General features: G+C 67.5%; 28 protein-coding genes, 1 tRNA gene and 2 pseudogenes. 10 read left to right on the top strand and 21 right to left on the bottom strand.

Features of this window, described 5'->3' with window-relative positions; translation table 11 throughout:
• Both A5706_RS16895 and A5706_RS16890 read right to left on the bottom strand, forming a co-directional pair.
• A partial coding sequence (locus tag A5706_RS16895) for a wax ester/triacylglycerol synthase family O-acyltransferase (RefSeq protein ID WP_197517863.1) occupies window positions 1-627 on the bottom strand: 627 nt, incomplete at its 3' end.
• A 41-nt stretch (window positions 628-668) separates the two neighbouring features.
• Window positions 669-1,745 (bottom strand): SDR family oxidoreductase, encoded by a 1,077-nt coding sequence (locus A5706_RS16890; RefSeq protein WP_068132613.1) that lies wholly within the window; start codon window positions 1,743-1,745, stop codon window positions 669-671.
• 215 nt (window positions 1,746-1,960) lie between these two features.
• Here A5706_RS16890 and A5706_RS16885 point away from each other — a divergent pair, with 215 nt between their 5' ends.
• Window positions 1,961-2,752 (top strand): lysophospholipid acyltransferase family protein, encoded by a 792-nt coding sequence (locus A5706_RS16885; protein ID WP_068132612.1) that lies wholly within the window; start codon window positions 1,961-1,963, stop codon window positions 2,750-2,752.
• On the opposite strand, the gene A5706_RS16880 is transcribed toward A5706_RS16885, so the two are convergent.
• Genes A5706_RS16880 through A5706_RS16870 form a run of 3 tightly spaced genes read right to left on the bottom strand, consistent with a single transcriptional unit; the run spans window position 2,749 to window position 4,829 of the window.
• Complete coding sequence (locus tag A5706_RS16880; RefSeq protein ID WP_068132611.1) at window positions 2,749-3,129, bottom strand: DUF1330 domain-containing protein; 381 nt, start codon at window positions 3,127-3,129, stop codon at window positions 2,749-2,751. The genes A5706_RS16885 and A5706_RS16880 overlap by 4 nt on opposite strands.
• Window positions 3,130-3,144: 15 nt before the next feature.
• Window positions 3,145-3,999, bottom strand: coding sequence for an alpha/beta fold hydrolase (locus A5706_RS16875; protein WP_068132608.1), 855 nt, complete (start codon window positions 3,997-3,999; stop codon window positions 3,145-3,147).
• Entirely contained in the window at window positions 3,996-4,829 is an 834-nt protein-coding gene (locus tag A5706_RS16870; RefSeq protein ID WP_068132607.1) for an SDR family oxidoreductase, read from the bottom strand. Before A5706_RS16870 ends, A5706_RS16875 begins: the two co-directional genes overlap by 4 nt.
• A gap of 163 nt (window positions 4,830-4,992) precedes the next feature.
• Between A5706_RS16870 and A5706_RS16865 the strand changes: the two genes are divergently transcribed.
• The gene (locus A5706_RS16865; RefSeq protein WP_068132605.1) at window positions 4,993-6,009 is read left to right on the top strand and encodes an AraC family transcriptional regulator; all 1,017 of its coding nucleotides are present in this window, start codon (window positions 4,993-4,995) and stop codon (window positions 6,007-6,009) included.
• 9 nt (window positions 6,010-6,018) lie between these two features.
• Here the strand turns inward: A5706_RS16865 and A5706_RS16860 are convergent, their stop codons facing one another.
• From A5706_RS16860 to A5706_RS16845, 4 genes are all read right to left on the bottom strand, one after another.
• A complete protein-coding gene (locus A5706_RS16860; RefSeq protein WP_156767184.1) occupies window positions 6,019-7,368 on the bottom strand; it encodes a wax ester/triacylglycerol synthase family O-acyltransferase in 1,350 nt (449 codons plus the stop codon).
• A 38-nt stretch (window positions 7,369-7,406) separates the two neighbouring features.
• Window positions 7,407-8,888, bottom strand: a complete 1,482-nt coding sequence (locus A5706_RS16855; protein WP_068132601.1) for an NAD(P)/FAD-dependent oxidoreductase — start codon at window positions 8,886-8,888, stop codon at window positions 7,407-7,409.
• A gap of 122 nt (window positions 8,889-9,010) precedes the next feature.
• On the bottom strand, window positions 9,011-9,415 hold the full coding sequence (locus tag A5706_RS16850; protein ID WP_156767182.1) for a hypothetical protein: 405 nt from the start codon (window positions 9,413-9,415) through the stop codon (window positions 9,011-9,013).
• Between the two features lie 100 nt (window positions 9,416-9,515).
• Complete coding sequence (locus A5706_RS16845; RefSeq protein WP_068132597.1) at window positions 9,516-10,373, bottom strand: SDR family NAD(P)-dependent oxidoreductase; 858 nt, start codon at window positions 10,371-10,373, stop codon at window positions 9,516-9,518.
• Window positions 10,374-10,468: 95 nt separating this feature from the next.
• Between A5706_RS16845 and A5706_RS16840 the strand changes: the two genes are divergently transcribed.
• The 5 genes from A5706_RS16840 to A5706_RS16820 are packed head-to-tail and all read left to right on the top strand — an operon-like array spanning window position 10,469 to window position 14,508.
• Window positions 10,469-11,539 (top strand): dihydrodipicolinate reductase, encoded by a 1,071-nt coding sequence (locus A5706_RS16840; RefSeq protein WP_068132596.1) that lies wholly within the window; start codon window positions 10,469-10,471, stop codon window positions 11,537-11,539.
• Complete coding sequence (locus A5706_RS16835; RefSeq protein WP_255406316.1) at window positions 11,536-12,030, top strand: VOC family protein; 495 nt, start codon at window positions 11,536-11,538, stop codon at window positions 12,028-12,030. Before A5706_RS16840 ends, A5706_RS16835 begins: the two co-directional genes overlap by 4 nt.
• Complete coding sequence (locus tag A5706_RS16830; RefSeq protein ID WP_068132594.1) at window positions 12,027-12,800, top strand: SDR family NAD(P)-dependent oxidoreductase; 774 nt, start codon at window positions 12,027-12,029, stop codon at window positions 12,798-12,800. Before A5706_RS16835 ends, A5706_RS16830 begins: the two co-directional genes overlap by 4 nt.
• Complete coding sequence (locus tag A5706_RS16825; RefSeq protein WP_068132592.1) at window positions 12,797-13,402, top strand: TetR/AcrR family transcriptional regulator; 606 nt, start codon at window positions 12,797-12,799, stop codon at window positions 13,400-13,402. The genes A5706_RS16830 and A5706_RS16825 overlap by 4 nt, the downstream gene beginning before the upstream one ends.
• Window positions 13,399-14,508, top strand: coding sequence for a dihydrodipicolinate reductase (locus tag A5706_RS16820; RefSeq protein WP_197517862.1), 1,110 nt, complete (start codon window positions 13,399-13,401; stop codon window positions 14,506-14,508). Before A5706_RS16825 ends, A5706_RS16820 begins: the two co-directional genes overlap by 4 nt.
• A gap of 2 nt (window positions 14,509-14,510) precedes the next feature.
• Here the strand turns inward: A5706_RS16820 and A5706_RS16815 are convergent, their stop codons facing one another.
• Entirely contained in the window at window positions 14,511-15,983 is a 1,473-nt protein-coding gene (locus A5706_RS16815) for a hypothetical protein (protein ID WP_068132590.1), read from the bottom strand.
• Between the two features lie 93 nt (window positions 15,984-16,076).
• On the opposite strand from A5706_RS16815, the gene A5706_RS16810 reads away from it, so the two are divergent.
• Window positions 16,077-16,961 (top strand): PfkB family carbohydrate kinase, encoded by an 885-nt coding sequence (locus tag A5706_RS16810; protein WP_068132588.1) that lies wholly within the window; start codon window positions 16,077-16,079, stop codon window positions 16,959-16,961.
• Window positions 16,962-16,968: 7 nt separating this feature from the next.
• On the opposite strand, the gene A5706_RS16805 is transcribed toward A5706_RS16810, so the two are convergent.
• From A5706_RS16805 to A5706_RS16775, 7 genes are all read right to left on the bottom strand, one after another.
• Complete coding sequence (locus tag A5706_RS16805; RefSeq protein ID WP_156767181.1) at window positions 16,969-17,244, bottom strand: hypothetical protein; 276 nt, start codon at window positions 17,242-17,244, stop codon at window positions 16,969-16,971.
• 65 nt (window positions 17,245-17,309) lie between these two features.
• Complete coding sequence (locus tag A5706_RS16800) at window positions 17,310-18,281, bottom strand: LLM class flavin-dependent oxidoreductase (protein ID WP_068132585.1); 972 nt, start codon at window positions 18,279-18,281, stop codon at window positions 17,310-17,312.
• Window position 18,282: 1 nt separating this feature from the next.
• Window positions 18,283-18,762 (bottom strand): VOC family protein, encoded by a 480-nt coding sequence (locus A5706_RS16795; protein WP_068132584.1) that lies wholly within the window; start codon window positions 18,760-18,762, stop codon window positions 18,283-18,285.
• Window positions 18,763-18,778: 16 nt separating this feature from the next.
• Window positions 18,779-19,528, bottom strand: coding sequence for an SDR family NAD(P)-dependent oxidoreductase (locus A5706_RS16790; protein WP_068132582.1), 750 nt, complete (start codon window positions 19,526-19,528; stop codon window positions 18,779-18,781).
• Window positions 19,525-20,763 carry an MBL fold metallo-hydrolase gene (locus tag A5706_RS16785; RefSeq protein ID WP_068132580.1) on the bottom strand — a complete coding sequence of 413 codons (1,239 nt, stop codon included), beginning with the start codon at window positions 20,761-20,763 and terminating at the stop codon, window positions 19,525-19,527. Before A5706_RS16785 ends, A5706_RS16790 begins: the two co-directional genes overlap by 4 nt.
• Window positions 20,764-20,777: 14 nt before the next feature.
• Window positions 20,778-22,046, bottom strand: coding sequence for a sulfotransferase (locus A5706_RS16780; protein WP_068132579.1), 1,269 nt, complete (start codon window positions 22,044-22,046; stop codon window positions 20,778-20,780).
• Window positions 22,047-22,053: 7 nt separating this feature from the next.
• On the bottom strand, window positions 22,054-22,440 hold the full coding sequence (locus A5706_RS16775) for a DUF2237 family protein (protein WP_068100445.1): 387 nt from the start codon (window positions 22,438-22,440) through the stop codon (window positions 22,054-22,056).
• A 123-nt stretch (window positions 22,441-22,563) separates the two neighbouring features.
• On the opposite strand from A5706_RS16775, the gene A5706_RS16770 reads away from it, so the two are divergent.
• The gene (locus A5706_RS16770) at window positions 22,564-22,950 is read left to right on the top strand and encodes a hypothetical protein (RefSeq protein WP_068132577.1); all 387 of its coding nucleotides are present in this window, start codon (window positions 22,564-22,566) and stop codon (window positions 22,948-22,950) included.
• A gap of 206 nt (window positions 22,951-23,156) precedes the next feature.
• Window positions 23,157-24,317 (top strand): cellulase family glycosylhydrolase, encoded by a 1,161-nt coding sequence (locus tag A5706_RS16765; protein ID WP_068132576.1) that lies wholly within the window; start codon window positions 23,157-23,159, stop codon window positions 24,315-24,317.
• Between the two features lie 27 nt (window positions 24,318-24,344).
• Here A5706_RS16765 and A5706_RS16760 read toward each other — a convergent pair.
• The 4 genes and pseudogenes from A5706_RS16760 to A5706_RS16745 all read right to left on the bottom strand — a co-directional run.
• A pseudogene (locus A5706_RS16760) lies at window positions 24,345-24,761 on the bottom strand (low molecular weight phosphatase family protein); the annotation flags it as partial.
• Window positions 24,762-24,906: 145 nt separating this feature from the next.
• Window positions 24,907-24,996 (bottom strand) — tRNA-Ser (locus tag A5706_RS16755).
• A 130-nt stretch (window positions 24,997-25,126) separates the two neighbouring features.
• Complete coding sequence (locus A5706_RS16750; RefSeq protein ID WP_068132572.1) at window positions 25,127-25,585, bottom strand: nucleoside deaminase; 459 nt, start codon at window positions 25,583-25,585, stop codon at window positions 25,127-25,129.
• Window positions 25,582-26,013 (bottom strand): annotated as a pseudogene (locus A5706_RS16745) (tRNA adenosine deaminase-associated protein); the annotation flags it as partial. The gene A5706_RS16750 and the pseudogene A5706_RS16745, both read right to left, overlap by 4 nt.
• Window positions 26,014-26,110: the final 97 nt, after the last annotated feature.

The following is a 26,110-nucleotide window of genomic DNA, read 5'->3' as shown; positions in this document are numbered from 1 at the left end:
GCGCTGCGCCGCGCGGGCGAGCAAAACCGTCGAAGGGCCGAGCGCGGCAAGCGATCCCAACGTCTTGACCAGTGAGCCGAGCCGAGATGCGGGGCGGGACGTGCGCTTTCGCCTGGGCAGGCTCCACATCGCCCGAATCTCGTTGTCGTTCGGGTCGATCGACAATGCGCGCTGCATGAGCTTCATCGCTGAAATGCCGTCGATCAGCGCGTGATGCATCTTGCTGTACATGGCGAACCGGCCGTCGTTCAGCCCCTCCACCACGTAAAGCTCCCACAGGGGGCGGTGGCGGTCGAGCAAACCGGTGTGCAGCCTGGACGTCAGCTCCAGCAGTTCGCGAACCCGGCCCGGTGCTGCCAGCGCCGAGCGCCGGACGTGGTAGTCGACGTCAACCTCGTCGTCATAGGTCCACGCCATCGGGGATATCCCGCCCAGAAGCGTCGCTGGGTGCTTGCGGAAAGTGGGCTGGAATTCGTCGTTGGCGATCAGGGCGTCGGTGAACTCACGGACGAATTCGGGGCCTGCACCCTCCGGCGGCTCGAACAACGACAAGGCGCCCACGTGCATGGGATGCTCACGGGATTCACCCAGAAGAAATACCCCGTCGGTGGGCGCCATCGGTTCCATGCACCCATTAGACCGCGAAGAGCCCGGGAGGCGAAGGGCTCTTAGAACATCGCCGCCGAACCGACCTCGGGGTGGTCGCGCATGTACTCGACCAGCCGGTCGACATAGCTGCCGAACGCGGGCGTCGAGATGCCGCTGCCGGCGAGGGCGGCCCGGCAATGGTCGGTCAGGTAGGTGGTTGGGTGCGCGAAGTAGTCGACGGCTTCGGGCGGGATGCGCATCAGGCGGTACAGGCCCGGAACATGCGCCAGGGAGGCCTTGGCGAGCCCGCGCGGTAACGGAACCTTGATGAGTTCCTTGCCGGTTGCCTCGGCGATCGTCTTCGTCATCTCGTCCACGGTGAGCGGGAAGGGATCGGCCAGCTGATAGGTGCGGCCCTCGGATGCGGGGAGGCCGCTCAAATATGCGACGGCGTCGATGACGAAGTCGCGCGGGACCACGTTCACGCGTGTCGCCGTCGGGTCGCCCACCATGGGCACGATCGCGTGCCGGGACTGGCGCAACAGCCATTGCATGACGAAATAGGGCCCGTCGAACTTCTGCGTTTCGCCGGTGCGACTGTCGCCGACGACAATTGCGGGGCGATAGATCGTGGCCGGCAGGCCCGCGGCCATGTGCCTGCGGACATCGGCCTCGGCGAGGTTCTTGGTCTCCTCGTAGTAGTTGTTGAACGGCGCGCCGACTTCGAGATCGTCCTCACCGAACGCGCCGTCGTAGCGGCCGCTGACATAGCAGGTGCTGAAGTAGTGCAGGCGAGTCAGCATGGGGCAGCGCTCGAGGGCGTCCAGGACGTTGCGCGTGCCGTCGACGTTGACCCGAAGAGCTACGTCACGTGCCACCGTCAGGTCGTATGCGGCGGCCAAGTGCCACGCCTCGGTGACGCCGGTGAGGTCGCCCGGCGCAAGTCCCAGCCCCGGTCGGGTGATGTCGCCCTCGACCACCTGGATCCGGCCCTCCAGGAACGGGTCGGCGGTGCCGAGCTCGGCCACCCGTCGTTCCGCGACAGCGGCGAATTTGGCTTGCACCAAGCAGATCGCCGAACCGTCAACGCGTTTGAGGATGCTCGGCAGCAGCGCGCTGCCGAGAAACCCCGGAAACCCCGTCATCAATACCGTCATCGCTGCACCTCGCCGGCCACGTTATCGATGACCGGAGGTGTTCGAACGGGTCTTTGGGCCCACCGTGGCCGCCATTGGTCATCGGCTGGCCCCCATGGCGCGGCAAGGTCTTTGGTCCCCGCTGTGCGGGGATTGCGGCTCTGTCGAGGCGGCCGCCCCTGCGAGACGATGACGGCACTCGAATACGGCACAGCGACGAGTCGGCGGGTGACGAAATGACACATCCCGAAATCGCGAAGTGGGACCCGACTTTCACCGAGCTGCTGATCAACGCGGTGAATCCGGTCATCAAACGCTGGTTCCGCCCCGAAGTCCGGGGCCTGGAAAACTTCCCCGCGGCGGGCGGCGCCCTGCTGGTGTCCAACCATTCCGGCGGCGTGCTGACGCCCGATTGGAACGTGCTGGCGCCGGCGCTGTACGGCAGGTTCGGCTACGACCGCCCGCTGTACACCGTGGCCCACTACGGCGTGTTCTTCACACCGTTTCGCGCGGCGCTGGGACGGCTCGGCGTCATCCACGCCAGCCGGGAAAACGCCGGCGAAGCGTTGCGTTCGGGCGCGGTGGTGCTGGCCTTCCCGGGTGGCGACTACGACGCGTTCCGCCCGACGCTGAGGCAGAACGTCATCGACTTCGACGGCCGCACCGGATACGTGCGGACCGCCCTGGAAGCCGGCGTGCCGATCGTTCCGGCGGTGTCGATCGGCGGGCAGGAGACCCAGCTTTTCCTCACGCGCGGCAATTGGCTGGCGAAGAGCCTGGGGCTCAAGCGGTTTCGGATCGAGATCCTCCCGATCACGATCGGCTTCCCCTTCGGGATGTCGCTGTTCTTCCCGGCCAACATGCCGTTGCCCGCCAAGATCGTCTATCAGGTGCTGGAGCCCATCGACATTGTCGAGCGGTTCGGCGAGGACCCCGACGTCGACGAGGTCGACGCCTACGTCCGCTCGGTCATGCAGGCCGCGCTCGATCGCTTAGGACGCGAGCGCCGCATCCCCGTCCTGGGTTAGGCGACCGCCCACTCCGAGGTGGCGATGAGGTCGCCGCGCTCAAGCGCCGCCGCGCGGTGCTCGTGCACCTTGGCGTACTCGGGCGTGGTCACCATGTCGATGAACGCCTGCGGCGTCGGGTATTCGACGATGAGAATCGCATCCCACCAAGGTCGTTCGCCGTCGCCGATGATGACGGCCGGTGCCGTGCCCGCGTAGCGGACGGTGGCGCCGACGCGTTCGAGGTGCGGCGCGACCTCCCGCCCGTACCGCTGGTAGGACTCCAGGCCGCCGGCCTGGTTGAACTTCAACAGGTTGACCATCAGCACCGGCTGGTCCGTCGGTCGCGAGGTCAGCGCCGCGAACTGTTCAGGGGTGGTTTCGATCGCCGTGCTCATGCGAATCTCCTTGTCTTACTGGAACTTGTGGACAGTCGCGCCGACCCGCTCACGCAAGAATGGCACAACTAGGCCGGCAACCCGGTCGGGTTGCTCGAGCCACGCCCAGTGACCGACACCGGGCAAGATTTCGACGCGCGCACGCGGGAATACTCGGAGCTGGCGTTCTGCCTGCGCGACCGGGATATAGACGTCCGCGGCACCAAACACCACCAAGGTGTCTGGATCGAGGTCGCGTAGCGGCTTGACGAGCCTGTCCATGTCTTCCTGGCGGGTGGAGCGGTAGAGGCGCAGCACGGCGCGCTTCGTCCCGGCCGGGAGCAGGTGCTCGGCGATCCGATTCACCCATTCCCCGGGCAGTCCTGGGTTGTCGTGCCCGATCACGAAGCGCGCCAGGCCGCGGGTGGTCGTTCGCATGAACAGTTCCCCGGCTACCCGAGTGCGCCAGACTCGCGCCAGCCGGTGCCACCCGTAGTCGAGCAGCACTCCGGTGTTGATCAGCGTCACGCTGGCGACCTTCTCGGGATTGGCGGCGGCCCATGTCAGCCCGATCGGTCCGCCGAAATCGTGCGCGACCAGGTGCACCCTGGCGACGCCGAGCTGGTCGATAATTCCGCCCAGGTGCGCGCCGTAGGCGGCCAAGGTGTAGTCCTGGTCTGCTCTTGCGTCCGCCGCGCCAAACCCGGGCATGTCCGGTGCGACGACCGTGGCGAATTCGGCCACACGCGTCATCAGTGGCTCCCAGTCGCTGCCCGCATCGGGGTTGCCGTGCACGAACACGACGGCCTCGTCGGCGCGGCCGGCGCCATCGATCAGCACCGGCGAGCGCACGCCGTTGACCACAACCTTTCGGGTCTGCACTCCGGTCATATTCGCACCTCCTGGATCTCAGAGTCCATCCGCTGTCGGTACGATTCGCGGGCGTCCGCGTTGGCATGGACCATGATGACGTCCGCCTTCAGCGCCCGCTTGATTCGATCAGCGATTGCGGGCGGGCTTCCCGCGATCAGCCGGGCAACCGGCCCGAGTTCACGCGGAACGAACACCTCTTCGCGACCGCTGTGGATGGCATCTACGATCGCGTCGGCGACCACTTCGGGGCCGATAATCCTTGTGCCCCTTGCTTTTCTGAATCCGCTGATCATTTCCGTGCGGATCAGCCCGGGCATCACGATGGTGGTGCGGACCCCCGTGCCGCGCGCCTCGGCCCGAACGGCTCGGGTGAAGCCGACGACGGCGTGCTTGGTGCCCGCGTAGGTCGCCCCGCCGGCGGGCGCGATCTGCCCGGCCGATGACGCCACGTTCACGATGTGGCCGTGGCCGCGGGGGACGAATCGGCGTAGTGCCAAACGGGTTCCGGTGAGCACGCCGCCGAGGTTGATGTCCATCATCCGTTGGGTGTCGCGGGGATCTTCGTCGATGAACAGACCGACCGGGGCGACGCCGGCGTTGTTGACCAGTGCATCGAGGGGTCCAAGGCATTCTTCGGCCTCGACGAGGAACGCTTCGAAACCGTTCGCGTCGCGGACGTCGAGCGGCAGCCCGATAGCCCCCTCACCCAGCTCGGCGGCGGCCTGTGCGACCAGGGCCTCATCGACGTCTCCGACGACCACGGACATGCCCGCGCGCAAGCAGGCCTCGGCGGTGGCCCGGCCGATGCCGCGGGCCCCGCCGGTGATGGCGACGCGTTGATTCGACATGCGTTCTCCTGATGGGGTTCGGCTTTCTTGCTCGTTTTCACGATGCGCCTACAGCCCGGCCCCGGTCTTGACATTTCAAGACAAGCTTTTGACAGTTGACGACACACCGCGCGACGACCTTTGGCCCTTGACAGGGCGGCGCCATCCGCTGAGGGTCGTCGATATGTCCGTGGTACGCGGGACCGCGCTCTCGAACTACGCGGGCCTGGTCGCCGAACTGGGTGGTGACCCGGCGGCCCTGCTTCGCAAGGCGGGTGTCCGGATCCAGGATGCCGGCAACTACGACGCGTTCATTTCCTACCTTGCGGCGATAACTGCGATCGAGTCGGCCGCCCAGGCCACGAACACGCCGGACTTCGGGCGACGCCTGGCAGAGCGGCAGGGCATCGAGATTCTCGGGCCGGTCGGCGTGGCCGCCCGCACCGCCGCCACAGTGGCGGACGCCCTGGGAATCTTCGGTACCTACATGGCGGCCTACAGCCCGGTCATCGCCCTCCGCGTCGCGCCGCTCGGCGACGGACAACTGTCGTTCGTGACGCTCGAATTTCTCTTGGACAACCCCCCGCCGCACCCGCAGACCACGGAGCTGTCGCTGGGTGTCTCACTACGGGTATTCCGGCTACTCATGGGTGCCGAGTACATACCACTGAAGGTGCATCTGCCGCACGACCCGCTCACGCCCAAAGCCGACTACCTCCGGTACTTCGGATGCACGCCCGAGTTTGCCGCGCGGGCAGGTGGTTTCACGGTGCGGACGGCCGACTTGCACCGGCCCTTGCACCGCGATGACGTCGCCCATAAGGCCGTCGTCGAATATCTGAACGGCATCACCCCTCGGGACGCCGGGATTGTGGAATCGGTGCGAATCATCGTTCGCCAGCTGTTGCCTACCGGAGCTGCCACCCTCGAGTTGGTTGCCGACCAGTTCAACCTGCACCCAAAAACGCTGCAACGCAGGCTCGCCGAGGAGGGCACCACGTTCGCGGCGCTCGTCGATCAGGTCCGTAAGGACATCACCGACCGATACCTGCGTAACACCGGCATCAGCCTCACGCATTTGGCCCGTGAGCTCGGCTACGCGGAGCAGAGCGTGCTGACCCGCTCGTGCAAACGCTGGTTCGGGACCGGGCCGGCCGCTTACCGGAGCCGAATCCGCCCGCCGGCGATGGCGCGGGCTTGACGTCGCTTTTCACAGACCTGCGCAACGCTCCAGATCCTTGAGCGCTGTTTCCAGATGCCCGAGCACCCGCTGCAGGTGCGGCACACTGCGGCGGCATCCCACCAACCCGAAGTCGATGCTGTCGCCACTGCTGGTCAACGTGATGTTGAGCGCTTGCCCGTTGAGCGCAATCGACATCGGGTAATTCCCGTCCAGCCGGGCACCGTTGCAGTACAAGGGCTCCCGCGCGCCGGGCACATTCGAGATGCAGACGTTGAACGGCGGCGGAGCCGCCTTGGCGAAACCGGGCAGGCTATTGACGACGGCCGGGCTCAGTAGCAACATCGACAACGCCATCGCCTGCGCGCGGGGCAGCTGCGACATCACCTTCTTGTTCGCTCGCATCGACGAGTGGATGGCCTGCAGGCGCTGTGCCGGATCATCGAGGTGGGTGGCGAGGTTGCACAGCACGGCCCCGACCATGTTGCCGCCGACCGAGTCGCTGTCGTTGCGCAGGCTCACCGGGACCATTGCGACGAGCGGCGCGTCGGGGAGTCCGTCGTAATCGATGAGATAGGCGCGCAACGCGCCCGAGCACATGGCCAGGACCACATCGTTGACGCTCACCCCGGCGGCGTTCTTGATCGCCTTGATGCGGTCCAGGGGCCACGACTGTGCAGCGCACCGACGGGCTCCCCCGATCGGAACGTTCAACATGGTGCGCGGCGCCCGGAGCGGCAGTGTCAATTGCTGTTCGAGCAGGGCGGCGCGCGCGAGCCGAAGCGTCGAGGGCGCCGCTCCCGCAACGGATCCCAGCTTGCTGGTGATACTGCGCAACCAGGTACCACGGTGCACACCTGGGGCGGCCGCGGTCTCCGGCGGTGACCATGGCGTTCTGAAATTTGTGTCGTCGGGGTCGGTGGTCAGCGACCCCTGCAGCAGCGCGAGTGCCGATATCCCATCGACCAGCGCGTGGTGCATCTTGGTGTAGACGGCGAAGCGCCCGTCGTTCAGTCCCTCGATGACATGCATTTCCCACAGGGGGCGGTGGCGATCCAGCAAGTTGCCGTGCAGCCGTGAGGTCAGCTCCAATAGTTCGCGGACCCGGCCGGGCGCCGGCAAGGCGGAACGCCGCACGTGGTAGCCGAGGTCGACGTCGTCGCCCGACGACCACCCGATGTTCGTGAGCGCGCCGCGAAATGAACTGGGGCGCTTGCGGAATATCGGCGCCACGTCGTCGCATTCCAGCATCGCCTCATGGACGTGGCGGACAAAGGTGGGTCCCGCATCGGTGGGCGGGGTGAACAGCTGCAGCGCGCCGACGTGCAGGGGGTGCTCCCGCGTCTCGGCCGACAAGAACAGCGCGTCGAGCGGCGTCATGAGTTCCACGGTGTGCTCCTCGGTTTGCGAAGGGACGGTTATCCGGCGAGCGCGGGCTCGAGCGCGTTGGCCGTGAAGCAAAGGTTTTCGTCCTCGACCGGACCTTCGCGCAGCGTCTTGTAGTCGCCGCGGTAGTCCATCGAGGTCCGCCACGGCCCCTCGGCGCCCTGGCGCGGAAACTGGTCGACGGAGCGCTTGACGTAGCCGGCGGTGACTTCGAGGAGCGGCTTGGTCGGCATGGACCCGGGCAGCCGCGGGTAGCAGATGCGGTGACCGTGCGCGTCCATGTGGGCCAGCAGCCGGCAGAAGTGCTCGCACACCAGCCCGACCTTCAGCGTCCACGACGAGTTGGTGTAGCCGAACATGTAGGAGAAGTTCGGGACGTCGTTGAGCAGGAACCCCTTGAACGCCACCTTCTCCGGCAGGTCGACGGGCACGCCGTCCACCGAGAGGCTGATCCCGCCGAAGGCCAGCAGGTTCAGTCCGGTGGCGGTGACGATGATGTCGGCTTCGAGTTCACGCCCGGAGCGCAACCGGATTCCGCGCTCGGTGAAGGTCTCGATCTGGTCGGTGACCACCGAGGCGCGGCCGTCGCGGATGGCCTTGAACATGTCGGAGTCGGGCACGGCGCACAGCCGCTGGTCCCACGGGTTGTAGGACGGCCGGAAGTGCTCGTCGACGGGGTATCCGGCCGGCAATTGCTTGGCGTTGAGGTGGCGGATCAATCGGCGGGCGGCGCCCGGGTACTGCTGGCAGAACCGCCAGACGATCCGCTGCTTCGCGATGTTCTTGCGTCGGGTGATTGCGTAGGCGCGGTCGCGGCCGACGAGCTTGGGCAACGTGTTGGCGATGCGGTCCTCCGACGGCACCGGCAGGATGTAGGTCGGCGAGCGCTGCAGCATGGTCACGTGCCCGGCGGTCTCGGCCATGGCGGGAACCAGCGTGACCGCCGTCGCGCCGCTGCCGATGATCACCACCCGCTTGCCGCTGTAGTCCAGGCCCTCGGGCCAGTGCTGCGGGTGGACGATTTGTCCAGCGAACCGCTCCCGCCCCGGGAACTCCGGGGTGAACCCCTCGTCGTAGCGGTAGTAGCCGCTCGCGCAGAAGAACCATCCGCAGCTCATGATGATCCGTTCGCCCGCGCGCTCGATTTCGACCAGCCAGCGCGCGTCCTCGGTAGACCAGGCCGCGCTGATCACCTTGTGACGGAAGCGGATTGACTTGCCGATCCCGTTTTCGGCGACGGTCTCGCGGAGGTAAGCCATGATCGCGTCGGCGCTGGCGATCGCCTTCTCGTCCTCCCACGCCTTGAACTCGTAGCTGAACGTGTGCAGGTCGGAGTCGGAGCGAATTCCGGGGTACCGGAACAGGTCCCACGTCCCGCCGATCTCGTCGCGCGCCTCCAGGATCGCGAACGTCTTGCCGGGCTGCATCGTCCGCAGGTAGTAGGCGGCGCCGATGCCCGAGATGCCGGCGCCGATGATCAACACGTCGACGTGTTCGATGCTGCTGGTGTTCATGACCGTTCCTTGCTGTCGGGTGCGGTGGCTTACCGCTGCATCCACCTTGCGGCAGCGCAGGGACCCGAGTATTGACAGCAGAGGACAGCTTTTTGACAGTTGGAGACAGCGTTACCCGGCAGTCACCCGACGGGCGTGATCCCCGCGTTCGAGATGGAAAAGCCGCGACCTGACGTCACCGTGCAGGTGATGCCGCTGGCTTCCGACCGACAGCTGAACGGGCCGAGCGAAGCGGTTTGGCCGTAGGGCAGGGTGGGCGTGCCCTGCCCGGCGTTGCCGAGACAGAATTCTCCCGTGCATGTCTTGGACGTCCCATCGGTGGACATGTGCACGGACTGCGGCGGAGTCGTCGTCTGGCAATACGCTTCGTCGGGTATTCCGGTTCCGCGTTGATAGTCGATTTCGCAGCCGATGTTGCGTGACGGGGACAGGAACGAACACCACGTCTCGCTGCAGACCGGGTTGTCGGCGGCGGCCCGGGGCGTCCCCACGCACCCGACCACGACGAACCCCAGTGCGGCCCCCATTGCGACAGCGACTGTCCGATGCACGATGCCTCCCCGGGTTCACCGAACCGTTGGCGTGTCCGGAAAGTAGCAGACCGATGTCGGTAGAGGTGGGCGATTGCTACAGCAGATCGGTGATGGTCTTCAGGCCCGCGTCATAGAGCACACCCGGAAGCATGCCGCCGTCGCACTCAACGGTGGTGCCGTTGACGAAGTCCGCGTCCCCGCCGGCCAGGAACACGCAGACGCGGCCCACCTCCGCGGGCTCCCCCGCGCGGCGCAACGGCACTGCGGCGAAGTACTTTTCGCCGGTCGGGTCGTCCTTGGGCAAAACGAACGACCGGAAGTTCTCGGTCATGGTCGGGCCCAGGGCGACGCAGTTGACCCGAACCTTCGGCCCCCACTCCTCGGCCAGCGAACGGGTGAGATGGTTCAGCCCGCTCTTGGCCGCCCCGTAGGAGACCAGGGTCGGCGATCCGGCCGGGTGTCCCGCGCCGCTGGAGATGTTGATAATGCAGCCCACGCCGTCCTGGGTGCGCATCTGCCGGTACGCACGGATCGCGAACCAGAGCGGGCTGATGAGGTTCATCTGCACCGCGAACGAATGAAACAACGCCGTGCGCTCGTAGTCGTCGTCGCTGTCCGGTGCGCCCTGGATGCGCGAGACGAGCGGGGGAATGCTTTCGGCGTGCGGCGCCGGCACCGTGCCGCCGGCGTTGTTCACCAGGATGTCGACGCGCCCATGGGTGGCCACGACGTCGGCGATGAACGAGTCGATCGAGCGGTAATCGCCTTGGTCGCAAATCTTTTGGGATGCACGGCTCGCCCAGTCGGCGTCGATGCCAGGGATGGTGTCGAGGGGCGACCGGGAGCAGCCGACGACGGTGGCACCGGCGCGCAGCAACTCGTGTGCGATGCCGACGCCGACGCCGCGGCTGGTGCCGGTGACGATCGCGATCTTGCCGTCGAGTGCGCCCATCGCCAGCCTTCCCCATGCGTCATTGACAGTGACTGTCAGCGGGTCATACTGTGCCATTCCAGCCGTTGGCGTGTAAAGCACTCGGGAGGTCACAGGTGAGCATTCGGGTCATCCAATGGGCGACCGGGGGCGTCGGCAAGGCCGCCATCGCATGCGTGCTGAATCATCCGCAGCTCGAACTCGTCGGGTGCTGGGTGCACAGCGCCAATAAGGACGGCGTGGACGTGGGCGAGATCATCGGCGCCCCGCCCCTGGGTGTCACGGCGACCACCAGCGTCGACGACGTGCTGGCCCTCGACGCGGATTGCGTCGTGTACAGCCCGCTTGTCCCCAACGACGACGAGGTGCTGGCGATCCTGCGGTCCGGCAAGAACGTGGTCACCCCCGTCGGCTGGGTGTACCCCGATCTGAGCAACCCGCGCCACCAGGCCATCGCCGACGCCGCGCTCGAAAATGGTGTGACACTGCACGGCTCGGGAATCCACCCCGGCGGCATCACCGAGCGATTTCCGCTGATGTTGTCCTCGCTCTCCTCGGCGGTCACCCACGTGCGCGCCGAGGAGTTCTCGGATATCCGCACCTACAACGCCCCGGACGTCGTGCGCCACATCATGGGATTCGGCGGCACCCCCGAGGAAGCGATGCAGGGACCCATGGCCAGCCTGCTCGAGGCAGGTTTCAAGCAGTCGGTGCGAATGGTGGCCGATCACATGGGATTTCGCATCGAGCCGAACATCAGGACCATCCAGGACGTCGCGGTGGCGACCTCCGACATCGACTACGCCCCGTTCCCGATCACCACGGGAAAGGTGGCCGCACGCCGGTTCCGCTGGCAGGCCCTCGTCGACGGCGAGCCAGTCATCACCGCCGCGGTCAACTGGCTGATGGGTGAGGAAAACCTGGACCCGGCCTGGAATTTCGGCGGCCGCGGCGAACGCTTCGAGGTCGAGATCACCGGCGACCCCAGCGTCAGCCTCACCTTCAAGGGGCTGCAACCGGAGACGATCGCCGAAGGGCTGGTGAAGAATCCAGGCGTCGTGGCCACCGCCAACCACTGCGTCAACGCGATAACCGACGTCTGCGCCGCCGAGCCGGGCATCAAGACCTACCTCGACCTGCCGCTCTTCGCCGGGCGCCCCGCACCCGATCTCGCGGAAAAGCCGTGACCGCGCTCGCCGACGTGTCGTTCTGTCACCTCGTCGTCGGGGTGACGGACATGGACCGCGCGCTGGCGTTCTACCGCGACACGCTCGGCATGGACGTCGTCTTCGAAACGCTGATCTCGGGCGAGCCCTTCGACGCGGCACTGCACGCCAAACGAAAGCAGGAGGGTCGAGTGGTGGGCGGCCTGCTGGGCGGGCTGATGGTCGAGCTGCTCTCGCTCGGCGCCAAACCCGGCACCGAGAAGCCGCGGCGCGGCATCACCGGCATCCACAACGTGTCGCTGCGGGTCCCCGATCTCGATGACGCCCACCGCCGCATCGCCGCCGCCGGCTACGCGCCCGACCAAGATCCGTTCGAAATAGGCGGGGTGCGAATGTTTTTCGTCAAGGATCCCGACGGGACACCGGTCGAGTTCATCGAACTGCCCGACGGCGCCCGCAGCACCTACGAGATGCACCGCGGCGTGCCGCTCCAGCTGGGACCGGAACGATGAGCTACTCCCACCCCGATTCGATGCGCGGCCACGCCGCGATCGTCACCGGCGCCGCGCAGGGCGTCGGCAAGGGCATCGCCGCGGCGCTGCTGGAACGCGGCGCGTCGGTGCTGCTCGTCGACATCCAGGACGAGGCCCTGAACGCGACCACCACCGAACTCAAGCAGATCGGGCGGGCCGAACAACTGGTCGCCGACCTGCGCGACCCGGCCAACGCTCCGCGGATCGCGGCGGCCGCGGTCGACGCGTTCGGCACCGTGCACGGCCTGGTGAACAACGCCATCGCCACCAACGAACCCAAGCGATTCGTCGACATCACCACCGAGGACCTGGCGCTCGGGTACGACGTCGGACCCCGCGCCACCTTCCTGCTGATGCAGGCCGTGTACCCGCTGATGGTCGAGGCCGGCGGCGGGTCGATCGTCAACCTCGGCTCCGGCACCGGCACCGGCGGCGAACCCAAGTGGGGCGGTTACGCCGCCGCCAAGGAAGGCATCCGCGGGCTCTCCAAGGTCGCCGCCCTGGAGTGGGGACGCGACAACATCCGCGTCAACGTCATCTGCCCGTTCGCCGAGTCGGACGGCGTCAAGGCGTGGAAGCAGTTCGCGCCCAACGACTATGCCAAAGCCGTAAAGCGGGTGCCGATGAAGCGCATCGGCGATGTCCGCACCGACGTGGGTGCGCTGGTGGCGTTCCTGCTCGGCACCGACGCGACGTTCATCACCGGCCAGACGATCCAGGTCGACGGCGGGATTGGCTGCTTCCGTTGAGCCAGTCGTTGCGGGAACGACAGCGCGCCCAGATCCGTGCCGACATCCGTCGCGCGGCGTTCCGGCTGTTCATCGAGCGCGGCTACGACGCCGTGACGACGGAGGAAATCGCCTCGGCCGCAGGCGTTTCACCGCGCACCTTCTTCCGGCACGTGCCGACCAAGGAGGAACTGCTGCTCGCGCCGCTGCGCCACGGTGGCGCCGCGATCGTCAGCCTGCTCGAGGAGCGGCCGGCCACCGAATCACCCGACGTCGCGCTGGTCAACGCGATCGTCGTCCGCACCCGATCGTTCGACCCGGCCGACTGCGAGGAGTGGCGCGAGGCGCTGCTGGTGGCGCCCGGCCTGCTCGACAAGGTCACGCTGCACACACCCGCGGACAAGGAGCGCGCGACGAAGCTGATCGGCGAGCGGATGGGAACCAACCCCGACACCGACATCCGGCCCGGCTTGCTGGTCCAGCTCGGCTTCGCCGCAGGCGATTTCGCGTTCCAGCGGTGGGTGCGCCAGTCCGGCAAGAAACCCCGTCTGCTCGACTGCTACGTCACCGACGCCGTCGAGGCCATCAAGAGCCCGCATTGGAGAAGGAAGCCGAAATCGTGAACGACACGTACAAGGTCGCGGTCTGGGCCACCGGCGGAGTGGGCAAGTACGCGATCCGAACCATCGCCGACCGGCCGAACCTCAACCTCGTCGGGGTATGGGTGCACTCGGACAGCAAGAACGGCAAGGACGCCGGCGAACTCGCGGGCATCGACCCGCTCGGCGTCGCCGCCACCCAGGACGAATCGGAGATCCTGGGCGGCAACGCGGACTGCGTCGTCTACGCAGCGCCGGCGCCGCCAAGAATGAAGGAAGCGATCGGCGACCTGTGCCGAATCCTTTCCGCCGGAAAGAATGTCGTCACCACCGCGATACCGGGACTGGTCTACCCGCGCGGGTCGATGCCCGCCAAGGTGACCGATGCGATCCGCGGTGCGGCCGAAGCCGGTGGCAGCTCGCTGTTCTCGAGCGGCATCGAGCCGGGATTCGGCGCCGACCTGTTCCCCATCGCGCTGATGTCGATGTCACACAAGGTGTATTCGGTGCGCGGCATCGAGATCACCAACTATTCCGAGTACCCGGCCGAATACGACATGCGCGAGCTGTTCGGCTTCGGCCAGCCCCTCGATTACCAAGGCGGGTTGATGATGCCCGGCGTGCTGCGCTGGGGCTGGGGCGCCGCCGTCACCATGGTCGCCGAAGCGCTGGGCGTGGAACTCGACGACATCCGCGAGACGTGCGAGTTCTTGCCCACGCCGCGCGAAATCCCCACCGCCTTCGGGCTTGTCGAGGCGGGAACGGTCGGTGCCACCCGGGCCCGTTGCATCGGCGTCATCGACGGCGTCGACGTCATCACCATCGAGCACGTCGACCGCATCGCCGACGACCTGGCCCCGGACTGGCCGAAGGGCCGCACCGGCGGAACCGATGGCATCTGGCGCGTCATCATCGACGGCGAACCGAGTTTCGACGCCGAGTTCGAGGTGGGACATCGGCCCGGCGACAGCCACAACGACCACGGGCTGCTGGCCACCGGCATGCGCGCGGTCAACGCCATCCCGTGGGTCTGCGCGGCCGAGCCCGGAATCGTTGACGCGCTGCACCTTCCGCTGACTTCCCCGGTCGGAGCGCTGCACCCGCATCGCGACGGGATCTCCGCCTTCTGAGGTCAGAAGCTGTCGTTACCGCCGCCGGAGTCAAAGCCCCCGCCAGAGTCGAAGCCCCCGCCGGAGTCCCAGCCGCCCGAATCGAATCCGCCGCCGCCCGAATCGAATCCGCCGAAACCTACGTCGCCGCCGCCCGAGTACGAGTCGCCGCCGAAGCCGGTGTCGCCGCCGCCCGAGTACTGGTAATTCCCGTCGAAGCCGACGTCGCCCTGCTGGCTGTCGTAACCGCTGTCGTAGCCGCCGCCCTGGTAACCGTCGTAGCCCGAATTGGCCAGCGCCGAATCCCGCCCGTCCTCGAAGCCGCGGTCGTAGCTGCCGCCCCAGTGGTCGTCCAACAGGGCATCGATGAGCAGCACGTCGGCGATGGCCCAACCCCAGCCCGGACCCCAGAACGGGTACGGGTAGTAGCCGGGGTAGAAGAACATTCCGTTGTGGTAGCCGCCCGGGTAGTAGTTCGCGTAGCCCGGCTGCGGGGTGGTGCTGTAGTTGTTGTTGTTGATCGTCATGACCTGCCCGGTGTCCGGGTTCCTCGCCTGCACCGTGGCCTGCTTGCGCTCCCCAGGCGGCACCGAGGTCACGGCGTTCACATTGGGGATCGCCGCCGGGTTCAGCTTGCGATTGGCCTTGTCGACGGTGGACTGCACGGCCCGCAGGTGCGCCCGCGCCGCGGTGTAATCACCCGCCTGGTACGCCTTGCGGGCGTCGGACAGGCTGGCGTTCGCCTTCAACGACTCGGCGCTGACGTCTATGTCGGCATTGGCGATGACCGCGCTATCGAGGTCGGCGGCCTCGGATTCGGCGGCGATCAGCTGTTCCTTGATCCACTCGCGCGCCTCGGCGTCCTTGTGGCGCTTGCGGTTTCGGCCCACCGCGAACCAGATCGCCAGCACCACGCCGACGAAGATCAGCAGCACCCACAGCCAGGTCCAGCTGGTGTGCTTCGCGGTGCCGACCGGGGAGGTCGTCACCGGCCCGCCCGAAGCGACGCTCACACCGGCCAGCTTGCTGACGAAGTCACTGGTCGCGCCGTAGGGATCGTTGCGGTGGGCCCTTGCCGACTGGTCTAGGAGCGAATTCACGCTGTCCGCGACCTCCCGCGGCACGTTGTAGGCCCGCACGTGGTAGCCCCTGGCGTCGATTACCAGGATGACGCCGCTGAACCCGGGATCGCGGCCCAGGATGACGTTGTGGATGGCATCCGCCGTCGTCACGCCGGTCTGGTCGGGGGCCACCGCGGCAACCCAGAGCCGGGGTGTCGAGCTCCACGCCCATCGAGTGGTCAGGATCTGGTCGTTCACCCTGTCCGGGTTCTGCAGGGGCGGCCTGCCCGCCGGGTCGGCAACCACATGCGTCTGCGCATTGAACCTGCCCACGACCTGGTCGGTATAGGCGTCGGCCCACGCCGACGGCGCGAGCAGCATCGCCAACGCCCAGATGAACGGGATCACAAAGATCCGGCCGAATCGTCGAGTCACTTTTCTCCTGACCTCGTCTTGTGCTGATCGAACCACACGGTGACACCTCGCCGCCCGGCGATTCGCGGCGAGCTGAATGGGCACAGTCTTCCTATGAGCGTTGTGGTGATGGGCCGAATCGGACGCGATCTGGTGTTGCGCACCGACGGGCCGCCGTCGGCGAGCGAGGCCACCACCGTCCTGCACCGCGACGAACTACTTGGCGGCAAGGGCGCCAATCAGGCGGTCGGTCTGGCTCAGCTCGGCGCGCCGGTCGCGCTCATCGGCGTGGTGGGCGAAGATCCGGCGGGCGCCTCGGTGTTGCGACAGGCGCGGGGTGACGGCATTGACGTCGACGGTGTCGTGCAGCGCGGCACCACGGCGTTGCTGATCGACATCGTCGGCCGGCCGGCCGAACGCATCCTGCTGGAGGACGTGCCGGAAAGCTCCCTGGTCCGCGTGGCCGACCTCGACCGGAGCGCCTCCTTATGGGAGGACGCCGACACCGTCTCCATTCAGCTGCAGCAGCCGCCCGACACTGCGCTGGCGGCCGCGCGGCGGGCGCGGCGGCGAGGACTGCGGGTGGTCGCGGACGGCGTGCCGGAACCCGATATCCGCGACGACCTCCTCGCCATGGTCGACGTGCTGCGTGCCGATTCGACCGAAGCCGCCCTGATCGCCGGCACGGAGGTCACCACCGTGGAGCAAGCGGCGGCGTTGGCCGACGACTTGTTGACGCGCGGCCCCGGGCTGGTGGCGCTCGCCGTCCCGGACGTCGGCGACCTACTGGCATGGCAGGCCGACCGCGAGCTGTTCGAGTTCGCCGACGTGAAGGTCGTCGACCCCACCGGCGCCGGGGACGCCTTCGTGGCCGGGCTCATCGCCGCCCTGCGCGACGGTGCCGGGCCGCGCCAGGCGGGCCGGCGCGCGGCGGCGGCCGCCAGTTCGACGGTGCAGCGCCTCGGCGGACGGCCCGACCTGACCGGGCTCGCTTCGTGAGAGCGGCCTAGCCGCCACCGCCCCCGGCGCCACCTCCAGCGCCGCCGCCCGATCCGGCGACCGCGCCGCCCGCGCCTCCCCCGGCGGGGGGCACGCTGCCGGAGCCGCCGCCGTACGAGGGCACCGACGGCGGCGCGGGCGGCGGAGCGGGGCTGGACGAAGTCGGCGGCGCCGCGGGCACGTTGGTCGCGGATGCGTTGACGGTGCTGCCCAGGGCGACCCCGAAGACGACCATCACGGCACCACCGAAGAGTGCGACTCCCCTGCTGACTGCAGATTTCACGCGTTCCCCCATCCTTGTGATCTCAGTTCCGACGCAAGGGCCATACCCGTTATAGAGGTGCGCAATCAGGTGAGTGCGGGCAGGACCTTGTCGGTGAGCAGCTGGACCGACTTCCACGCCTCGTCGGCGGGCATGCCGCCCACCAGCGGGTGCATGACGAGCGGCCCGAAGTCCTCGGCGTCACGCACCTCGGCGATCAGCTCGTCGGGCGTGAGGAACCGGTATCGTCCCGACGCCCTGACCTCGTCGAGCGTCCGCACGCCGGGCAGGTGCATGAGCGAACGCTGCTCGTGCGACCAGCCGCCGTAAGTGACTGCCTCCCAGAGGATGTGATTGCCGAGCTCCGCCCAGGCGCGATCGGGGTCCTCGTGCAGGAAGATCATCCCGCGGTTGATCGCGGCGGGCATGACGACGAGCGGCTTGAGACCGACCTCGGCACAAAGCTCGCGGTAGTAGGCGGCGACGTCGGGCAGGTGGTCGGCGAGGCTGAGCGGGAGCCGAAATCGTGCGGCGCGCCGCGCCGTCGCGCGCGAACCGCCGCCGACGAACAACGGTGGGTGCGGCCGGGTCCAGGTGCCGGTGCAGACTCCCGCGTCCGCGCCGGCGCCGGACCACACGGACAGTATCCGCCCGACCAGGCCGTCCATCAGCTCGCCGCGGCGGCCGAAATCGATTCCGAGCGAATCGTATTCGACCGTGCGATAGCCCAGGCCCACCGTGGTCAGCAGCCGGCCGCGGCTCATGTTGTCGACGAGCGCGATGTCTTCGGCGAGCCGGACCGGATTCCACAACGGTCCCAGCGCGCAGTCGACGCTGGCGATCAGCGTCGTGGTTCGGGCCAGGAACATCGACGCGGCCATGATCGGGTTGCAGCTCCACCCGTGCCCGGTCGCGTGGTGCTCGTCGACACTGATCGAGCTAATGCCGCGCGACTCGCCCCACTGCGCCAGCTCGAGCGCGGCGCGGAGCATCGCGCTCTGGGTGCGCGGATCACCTTGCGGCGACGCGAAATTGAAGCGCAGCACGCTCAGCAGCACGTCATGCCTCCCCCTGCCCCGCCATCGACTGCAGGAAGGCGGGGAAGTCGGGGAAAAGAGCGCGGTCGACGATCTCGATGCGGGTGCCGGAAGCGTCCGTGAAGTAGGCGAACAGCGAAAGTTCGGACCCGGGCGTGTCGGCAGTCATCTCGAGAGTGAAGCCGTTGGCCTCCAACGCCCGCGCGCTCTCGGCCAAATCATCGGTGAAGTAGCCGAGGTGATGGACGGCGTTACCCGGCGCAGCCGTCCACGGGCTGCCGGGTACCTCCTGCACGAGTTCGACGTGGGGACTTTGCAGGGAGTAGACGATCGTAGACGTCAATTCGCGGACGCCGGAGGCGGTGCGAAAAGGCAGTGTATAGCTCATCGGATTGATCCACCGGTAGCCGGCCAGCGCGCTCAGCCTGGCCATCGCCGCGCCGAGGTCGGGCACGACGACGCCGGTGTGGTAAAAGTCTTGCGGGTGCAAAGCGAATGTCATTGTGAGCCCCTTGCTTTCACACGCAGTCCGATGCGCCGTCGACGACGAAGAGGGCGCCGCTGGTGTAGCTGCTTTGCTCCGTGCACAGGAAGGCCACCGTCGGCGCGATTTCCCCGACCGACCCGAAGCGGTGCAACGGGATGTGGGCCAGCTCGGATTCGACCAGCTCGGCCGCGCCGTGCATGGGCGCGGTCATCGGGGTGTCGATCGTGCCCGGCGCCACCGCGTTGACCCGGATTCCCTTGCGCGCCCACTTGACCGCGAGGTTGCGCGTGATGCAGACGACGCCGGCCTTCGCGGCGCCGTACCCGGGCACCAGCGGGACGGCGCGCAGCGCCGACATCGACGCGACGTTGACGACGCTGGCGCCCCCGGCCGCGGTCGACGACTTCAGCGCCGGGTACAACGCGACGGTGAGCCGGTACGGACCGATCAGATTGAGCGCGACCGAGGCGTCGAACCCGTCGGGTTTCGACTCGTCAAGTCCGCCGGGGAAATTCGCGCCGGCATTGTTCACCAGCACGTCGAGGCGCGCGAACGCCTGCGCCAACGCGTCCACCGATTCGGGTTCGGTGATACGCAACTGTTGATAGGCCATGCCCGACAGGTCGGTGTCGTAGTCCTCGGCCGCGGGTTTGGTTCCCGTTATGGTGACGTCGGCTCCGGCGTCCCGGAACAGCGTTGCGGTGGCATGGCCGATCCCACTGGTGCCACCGGTGACCAAGACGGTCGTCCCGGTGAAGTCGAAGCTGATTCGCGCCGTCATGCGTTCCTCGCTAGTTGGTTTCTGAGCCAGGCACTTTCCCAGAAGTTGGTGCTGTCGGCCAGCAGCGTCTCATGCGCACTGGTCAACACGTCGCGGGCCCCCGGGTGGTCGCGGGGAACCAGCTCGGCGAGGTGGATGGCGTGCAGTGGTCGCCCCGCGTCGAGGTGTGCTCGCGCCCTGTCCACCAACGCGTCGGCGCCGGCCAGCTCGACCACGTCGGCGGCGACGGCGTCGAAGCCGACCGGATACAGTTCGGTGGTCGATCGGTGGTGGAACCAGCCCGAGTAGTTCTCCCACACAGCGCGCACGTCCCAGTCGACCTTCCCATAGCCTTGGCCCACTTCGTATTCCGGCGGCAGAGTGATCTCACGCATCAGGGTCTGGACGTCCTTGCCCGCGTTCATCCCGGCGACGGTCTGGTCGTGGACGTACCGGATGGCGTCGCGCAGGCGGGTCAATTCGGCGTTGATGCGCTCCCATCCCGCGATCGGTTCGAAATGACCCGTCACCAGGAGTTCGGGCTCGAGGTCGCGGACCCGCTCGACCGACGCGATGGCGGTCAGGGCGTCGCGGTACCGGTCGCCGCGCATGGTGACGAGGTTGGGAATGTGGCCGAATATCGGGCCAAAGGTGTTTCCGCACAGGCAGATCCGCTCGTCCGGCAGCCATACCACCAGCGAGTCGGTGGTCTCGCCGCCGGGCACGGCTATCAACTCCATGCGCCGGCCGCCGAGCTCCAGGGTCAGAGTGTCCTCGAAGTCGAGATCGACGGCGGGGACACTCTGGGCGGGCAGCCGCTTCGTGCCGAGCCGGCGCTGGATGTCCTGGATTCCCGACGCCAGCGTGTCCTTGAAGGCGAACGCGCTGCGGGCGGCGCGGTACGGGATCAGCCTTTCGTTGTCGTCGCGCCACGCCGTCCAGTTCGCTTGCGCGACAACCGTTGTGTCGGGGTCGCGGACGCTGTCCAGGCCGCCGACGTGGTCGACGTGGCCCTGCGTGAAGATGATGTAGCGCACCGGCGAGGGGTCGACGGCGTCGAAGTTGGCGCGGTGTACCGGCCCCTCGAAGCCCATGCCGGTGTTGACGATGACCCGGCCCTCATCGGTGGTCAGCAGGTAGGCGTTCGACAGCCCCGGCGAGCACCACAGTCCCGGCGCTATCTGCTCGGCCTTCTCGGCGGCAGCCGGGCGCAGGCCGTCGGCGCCGGGCCTCTCGCGATAGATCGGCTCGAACATCGCTGTTGACTCCTTCATTCGGGCCGGACGTCGAATCGGTTGAAATAAAACTCGAAGCGCCCGCGCAGTTCGTCGGGCGAAATGCCGAAGTGCCGTTGCAGCGCGTAGCGGACGCGGCCATGTTTGCCGCGCGGGTTGCCCTCCAGGTAGTTCTGCAAGCGGGCGCGCACGTTGGGCGTCAGCTCGACTCCCCCGCGCTGATAAAGCTGCTCCAGCAACGGCATTTCGTTGCCGTTGAGGTGGTGGAAGCCGATGTCGATGCTGCGTTCGGCCGGAACGAGGTCGCGGTCGCGCACGCAGGCGCCGAGCAGCCGCTGCACGCGGTCGCTCCAGTAGTCCAGCAGCCATTCCGGGTCGATGGTGGTCCGGCGTAGCCGGTCGGAGTAGGCCATCATCGTGATGGCCGACTGGACCACGGCGACGGGATCGCGGTGGGTGAAGGCCACGGTCGCGTCGGGGAAAGTCGCCATCAAGGGGCCGAGCTGCTCGCAGTGCTGCGGGCTCTTCAGCACCCAGGTCCGCGGACCGCGGAGGAACGTCAGCGCCTGCAGGACCTTCTTCAGATACGCGTAGTGCCGGGTCTGGTCGAGCCCCAGGTAGTAGTCGCGCCAATCCGGCACGCGCGCATGCCATTCCAGGACGTAGGCGGCCAGGTCGAGGTCGAGGAGTTCGACCTCCTCCTCGATTGCCTCGGGAAAGCGGTCGTGCATGGCAGCCACGACCGGGGCGCTGGCCATGAGCGCGTCGTGCTCGGCCTTGGCCCGCGCGTACCGGGGGTCGATGCCGGAAATGTCGGGGCCTTCGCCGCGCGCGGGTATCGGCTCCTGACTCTCCCAGTAGGGCAGCGCGCGCCGGCGCGGGTCGGCCGCGACGAGGTTGACCAGGTGCGTGGTTCCGGAACGCGGCATCCCGACCACGATGAAGGGCTTCTCGATGGAGATCGATTCGATTTCCGGATACCGCTTGATGAGTTCGGTCAGCGACAGCCGGTTGCGGAGCAGACGAACCACGCGTTGCCGCAGCGACGAACGGGTGAGCTGGGTCAGGCCTTCGTCCGCTTCGATGGCCGCGACGTGCGCGGCCAGCCGGTCTCTGAACCCGTCGGTGTCGTCTAGGTCGTCGGCCTGCGCTTGCTGGACCGCTTCGGCGAGCATCGCGTCGACGCTGAAGTCGACGCGCCTTGCCTCGGTGAATTCGAGGATCTGACGCTGGACGTCGGTCAGCCGGGGGGCCGTCAGGTCATCGAAGTCGATGTCGTCCACGTCGCCGACCGCAGAAGCCACGCGAGCTCTACAGGTTGGCCAGGTCGTCGGGAACGTCGACCTTGTGTTCCTGCAGCGCCTCCAGCGGCACCACCTCGAGGGTGCGCTCGTGGGTGGACGCCAACACCACCGGCGCGGCGCATCCGTCGTTGTGGGCCCGGAGCCAGTTCAGGGCGGTGACGCACCAGCGGTCACCGGGCAGCAGGCCGGGAAACCGGTGCTCGGGAACCGGCGTCAGCAAGTCGTTGCCGATGGAACGCTGGTGTTCCAGGAATTCGGCCGTCATCACCGCGCAGATCGTGTGCCGACCGAGGTCTTCCTGTCCGGTCGAACAACAGCCGTCGCGGTAGAAACCTGTAAGCGGGTCGGTACCGCACGGTTCCAGCGGACCGCCGAGCACGTTGCGATCGGGCACCGGTTTAGTATCGCGCCCCGGGGTGCGAAATTTATAGTCAGTTTGCCCATCCGCGCCCGGCGATTTTTTGCCGCCGCCGGCGTTCGACGCCCGAGCGGCCGCGCTGCGCGGTAGGTTCTGCCTGTGAAACTTTCCGGGGCCTTCCTGGCGGAAGCGGCCGCGACCGTCGACAACAAGCTGAACGTGCAGGGCGGCGTGCTGTCGAAATATACGGTCGCGCCCGACCGGCATGCCCGGTTTGTCCTCGTGGTGCTGACGCAGTCCGGAACGGGGGATTCGGACCGACGGATCGATGTGGAACTCAAGCCCCCGACACTCGACGCGCCGCAATACAAATGGTTCGACGCGCCGGAAGCCGCCGTCGGGGAATTTCCGGGGTTCGCCTTCTTCGAGATCGAGGCCCGGCTGCCGGTTGACGGCCGGTGGACGATCGAGATCAGTTGCGGCGATTCATCCGTGTCGTTGCCGCTTGTGGTGGACGGGTGGACGTCGCCGTCCCTTGACATTTGAGCAAGCCCATTTTCGCTTGGCGCGCAATGGCCTTGCACACCAAGGAAATCCGTCCTGTCGGGGCGGCCGGCCCGTCATGACCCCCGACCGGGCGCGCGAATGCCCGTAGATCACAACAAGATAACAATTTCCGCGGCACCGAGAACACGGCGCGACGCGCTGGCCAAATGCCGGGTCCGGAGCCGCGGGAAATTTATCGTCATTTGGTGCATCGTCGTACGGCCTTGAAGCTTCCCTTGCTGCTGGCGGCGGGCACGGCCCTGGCTCACGTACCACGCGCCTCCGCGGACCCGGCCCCGCGCTCCTCCGGGGAGATCACCCGGTGGTCTCCCGACCGGGCCAATAGCTGGTATCAAGCGCAAGGATGGCTCGTCGGCGCCAACTACATCACGTCGAACGCCATCAATCAGCTCGAGATGTTCCAGCCCGCCACCTTCGACCTTCGGCGCATCAACACCGAGCTGAGCTGGGCCCGGGCATACGGTTTCAACAGCGTGCGGGTTTTCCTGCACGACCAGCTGTGGGCGCAGGATGCGAGGGGCTTTCACAACCGCCTCGCGCAGTTCGTCAGCGTCGCGGCGAGCCACGGCATCCGGCCGCTGTTCGTGTTCTTCGACTCCTGCTGGGACCCGTTCCCCAAGCTCGGCCCGCAGCGCGCGCCGAGGCCCGGCGTCCACAACTCGGGGTGGGTGCAGAGCCCCGGCGCGGAACGCCTCGGTGACCCCGGCTACACCCAGGTCCTGCACGACTACGTGACGAGCGTGTTGACCCAATTCCGCAGCGACAACCGGATTTTGGGTTGGGACCTGTGGAACGAGCCGGACAATCCCGCGCGGGTGTACGCCAAGGTCGAGCGGAAGGACAAGCTGGAGCGGGTCGCGGAGCTGCTGCCCCAGGTGTTCCGTTGGGCCCGGTCGGTCGATCCCAGTCAACCGCTGACGAGCGGCGTGTGGCGCGGCGCCGACCAGGGCGAGCATGGGGGCGCCAGCGCGATCAGCGACATCCAGCTGAGCAACGCCGACGTCATCACGTTCCACTCCTACGCCGAGCCCGCGGGCTTCGAGTCGCGCGTCGCGGAGCTCGCGCCGCACGGGCGCCCGATCATCTGCACGGAGTACATGGCTCGCCCCCAGGGCAGCACGATCGAGTCGATCCTGCCCATCGCGAAGCGCCGGAACATCGGCGCGTTCAACTGGGGGCTGGTCGCCGGGAAGACCCAGACGTACTTCCCGTGGGACTCGTGGGATCACCCCTACGCGGCGCCGCCGAAGGTGTGGTTTCACGACCTGCTGCAACCGGACGGCCGGCCCTATCGCGACAGCGAATTTCAGACGGCCCGCAGCCTGGGCGGCGGCGGGCCCACTTAAGACGCTCCGAACCGCGCCAAGCGGCGATCATGCGGTGTTTGTGGTGGGAAGCAGTTCGGCAATCAGTGCGCGGACGTGCTTAGCGATGTCATCGCGGATGGCGCGAACGATGTCGGGGGGCTGGCCTTCCGGGTCCGCCAGTTCCCAGTCGCGGTAGATGACTCCGGGTAAGTGGGGGCTGATATCGCCGCAGCCCATGGTGATCACGATGTCGCCCGCCCGCACGGCGCCGGGGGTGAGGAGTTTGGGGGCCGCGGCGGTGATATCGATGCCGATTTCAGCCATCGCCGCCACGGCGGCGCGGCTGATCACCGAGGCGGGTTGGGTTCCGGCGGAGCGCACTTCGATGCGGTCTCCTGCGAGGTGCGCGAGCAGCCCGGCGGCCATTTGCGAGCGGCCGGTGTTGTGCACACAGACGAACAAGACGCTGGGTTTATCCGTCATCGGCGGGGCTCCAGGAGTGGATTGCGCACCGCGAAGCTATGAGATTTTTCGATCTGAAATTCACCCATCTTGTGCCCAACCCCCGCCCACTTCCGCAAGCGCTGGGCGTTACGCAGGAGTATTACCTGCGATTCTTATTCATTCTTGGCGGTGGCGGAGGGATTTGAACCCTCGGACGGTTTTAGCCGTCACACGCTTTCGAGGCGTGCTCCTTAGGCCGCTCGGACACGCCACCGCCAGGCAGCTTACCGAACGCCTGGCCACTCACCCCAATCGATGGTTCCGGGCACCGAGATTGCCGCCATGGTTGTGCTCGCGCCAAGATCACAGCCCTCACGGCAATCTCGACGCAAAATTATCGCCACTCACCCCAATCGCTGGCGGGCGAAGAAGACCTCCAGCGGCGCGGCGCACTCCCGCGCGAGCACGCCACCGCGCACCTCGGGGCGATGGTTGAGCCGACGGTCGCGGACCACGTCCCACAGCGACCCGACGGCCCCCGTCTTGGGTTCCCACGCCCCGAACACCAGCCGCGCGACGCGGGCCAGTACCAGCGCGCCGGCGCACATGGTGCACGGCTCGACGGTCACGGCCAGCGTGGTGCCCTCCAGCCGCCACCCGTCGCCGAGCACGCCGGCGGCCGCCCGCATCGCCAGGATTTCGGCGTGCGCGGTCGGATCGCCAAGGGCCTCACGGGCATTCACCGCCCGGGCGAGCTCGGTCCCGTCGGCGCCGACGACCACCGCACCGATCGGCACGTCGCGCGGCCCCGCCGTCGCGGCGACCGACAGTGCGGAACGGATCAGGTCTTCGTCAGTAGTCACCGACCGAGGCGGTCGATCACCGCCGACAGCTGGTCGGCAAAGCCCATTTCGCGGGCGATGCGGCCGAGTTGCTCGTCGGCATACAGGTCGGTCTCGTCGAGGATGACGCCGAGCACCGCCTCGGGCAGCCCGACATCGGACAGCAACCCGAGGTCGCCCTCCTCGAACGGGTCGGCGTCCTCGAGGTCCTCGGGATCGATGTCGGCGTCGAGGTTGTCCAGCACCTCGGCGGCGATGTCATAGTCCAGCGCGGCGGTGGCATCGGAGAGCAGCAGCCGGGTCCCGGACGGGCCCGGGCGCACGATGACGAAGAACTCGTCGTCGACGTCGAGCAGCCCGAACACCGCGCCCGAGCTGCGCAGCTCACGCAGCTCCGTCTCGGCGGTCTGAAGGCTCGTCAGCGCCTTGGCGCCCATGGGAGCACAGCGCGCTCCAGCGCAAGGGCCGTCCGCGGACGCACCGGACGGCTTCGGCGTTGCCGTCGTGCGAGAAGAGGGTAAGTGGCGCTGTTATCCCATGGGCGCC

This window comes from Mycobacterium sp. E796, assembly GCF_001672815.1.
In the GTDB taxonomy this organism is placed as follows: Bacteria; Actinomycetota; Actinomycetes; order Mycobacteriales; family Mycobacteriaceae; genus Mycobacterium.
Note: the sequence above shows the minus strand (reverse complement) of the source record. Positions and strands in the feature narration are given on the sequence as shown.

Bases quoted from the DNA above. Each gene is read 5' to 3' on its own strand.
- A5706_RS16875 (WP_068132608.1), bottom strand. From the start codon at position 3,999: ATGACCGGAGTGCAGACCCGAAAGGTTGTGGTCAACGGCGTGCGCTCG.
- A5706_RS16885 (WP_068132612.1), top strand. From the start codon at position 1,961: ATGACACATCCCGAAATCGCGAAGTGGGACCCGACTTTCACCGAGCTG.
- A5706_RS16795 (WP_068132584.1), bottom strand. From the start codon at position 18,762: ATGACATTCGCTTTGCACCCGCAAGACTTTTACCACACCGGCGTCGTC.
- A5706_RS16880 (WP_068132611.1), bottom strand. From the start codon at position 3,129: ATGAGCACGGCGATCGAAACCACCCCTGAACAGTTCGCGGCGCTGACC.
- A5706_RS16790 (WP_068132582.1), bottom strand. From the start codon at position 19,528: ATGACGGCGCGAATCAGCTTCGACTTCACCGGGACGACCGTCTTGGTC.
- A5706_RS16870 (WP_068132607.1), bottom strand. From the start codon at position 4,829: ATGTCGAATCAACGCGTCGCCATCACCGGCGGGGCCCGCGGCATCGGC.
- A5706_RS16860 (WP_156767184.1), bottom strand. From the start codon at position 7,368: ATGACGCCGCTCGACGCGCTGTTCTTGTCGGCCGAGACGCGGGAGCAC.
- A5706_RS16855 (WP_068132601.1), bottom strand. From the start codon at position 8,888: ATGAACACCAGCAGCATCGAACACGTCGACGTGTTGATCATCGGCGCC.
- A5706_RS16810 (WP_068132588.1), top strand. From the start codon at position 16,077: ATGAGCGTTGTGGTGATGGGCCGAATCGGACGCGATCTGGTGTTGCGC.
- A5706_RS16830 (WP_068132594.1), top strand. From the start codon at position 12,027: ATGAGCTACTCCCACCCCGATTCGATGCGCGGCCACGCCGCGATCGTC.
- A5706_RS16850 (WP_156767182.1), bottom strand. From the start codon at position 9,415: ATGGGGGCCGCACTGGGGTTCGTCGTGGTCGGGTGCGTGGGGACGCCC.
- A5706_RS16890 (WP_068132613.1), bottom strand. From the start codon at position 1,745: ATGACGGTATTGATGACGGGGTTTCCGGGGTTTCTCGGCAGCGCGCTG.
- A5706_RS16785 (WP_068132580.1), bottom strand. From the start codon at position 20,763: ATGTTCGAGCCGATCTATCGCGAGAGGCCCGGCGCCGACGGCCTGCGC.
- A5706_RS16845 (WP_068132597.1), bottom strand. From the start codon at position 10,373: ATGGGCGCACTCGACGGCAAGATCGCGATCGTCACCGGCACCAGCCGC.
- A5706_RS16865 (WP_068132605.1), top strand. From the start codon at position 4,993: ATGTCCGTGGTACGCGGGACCGCGCTCTCGAACTACGCGGGCCTGGTC.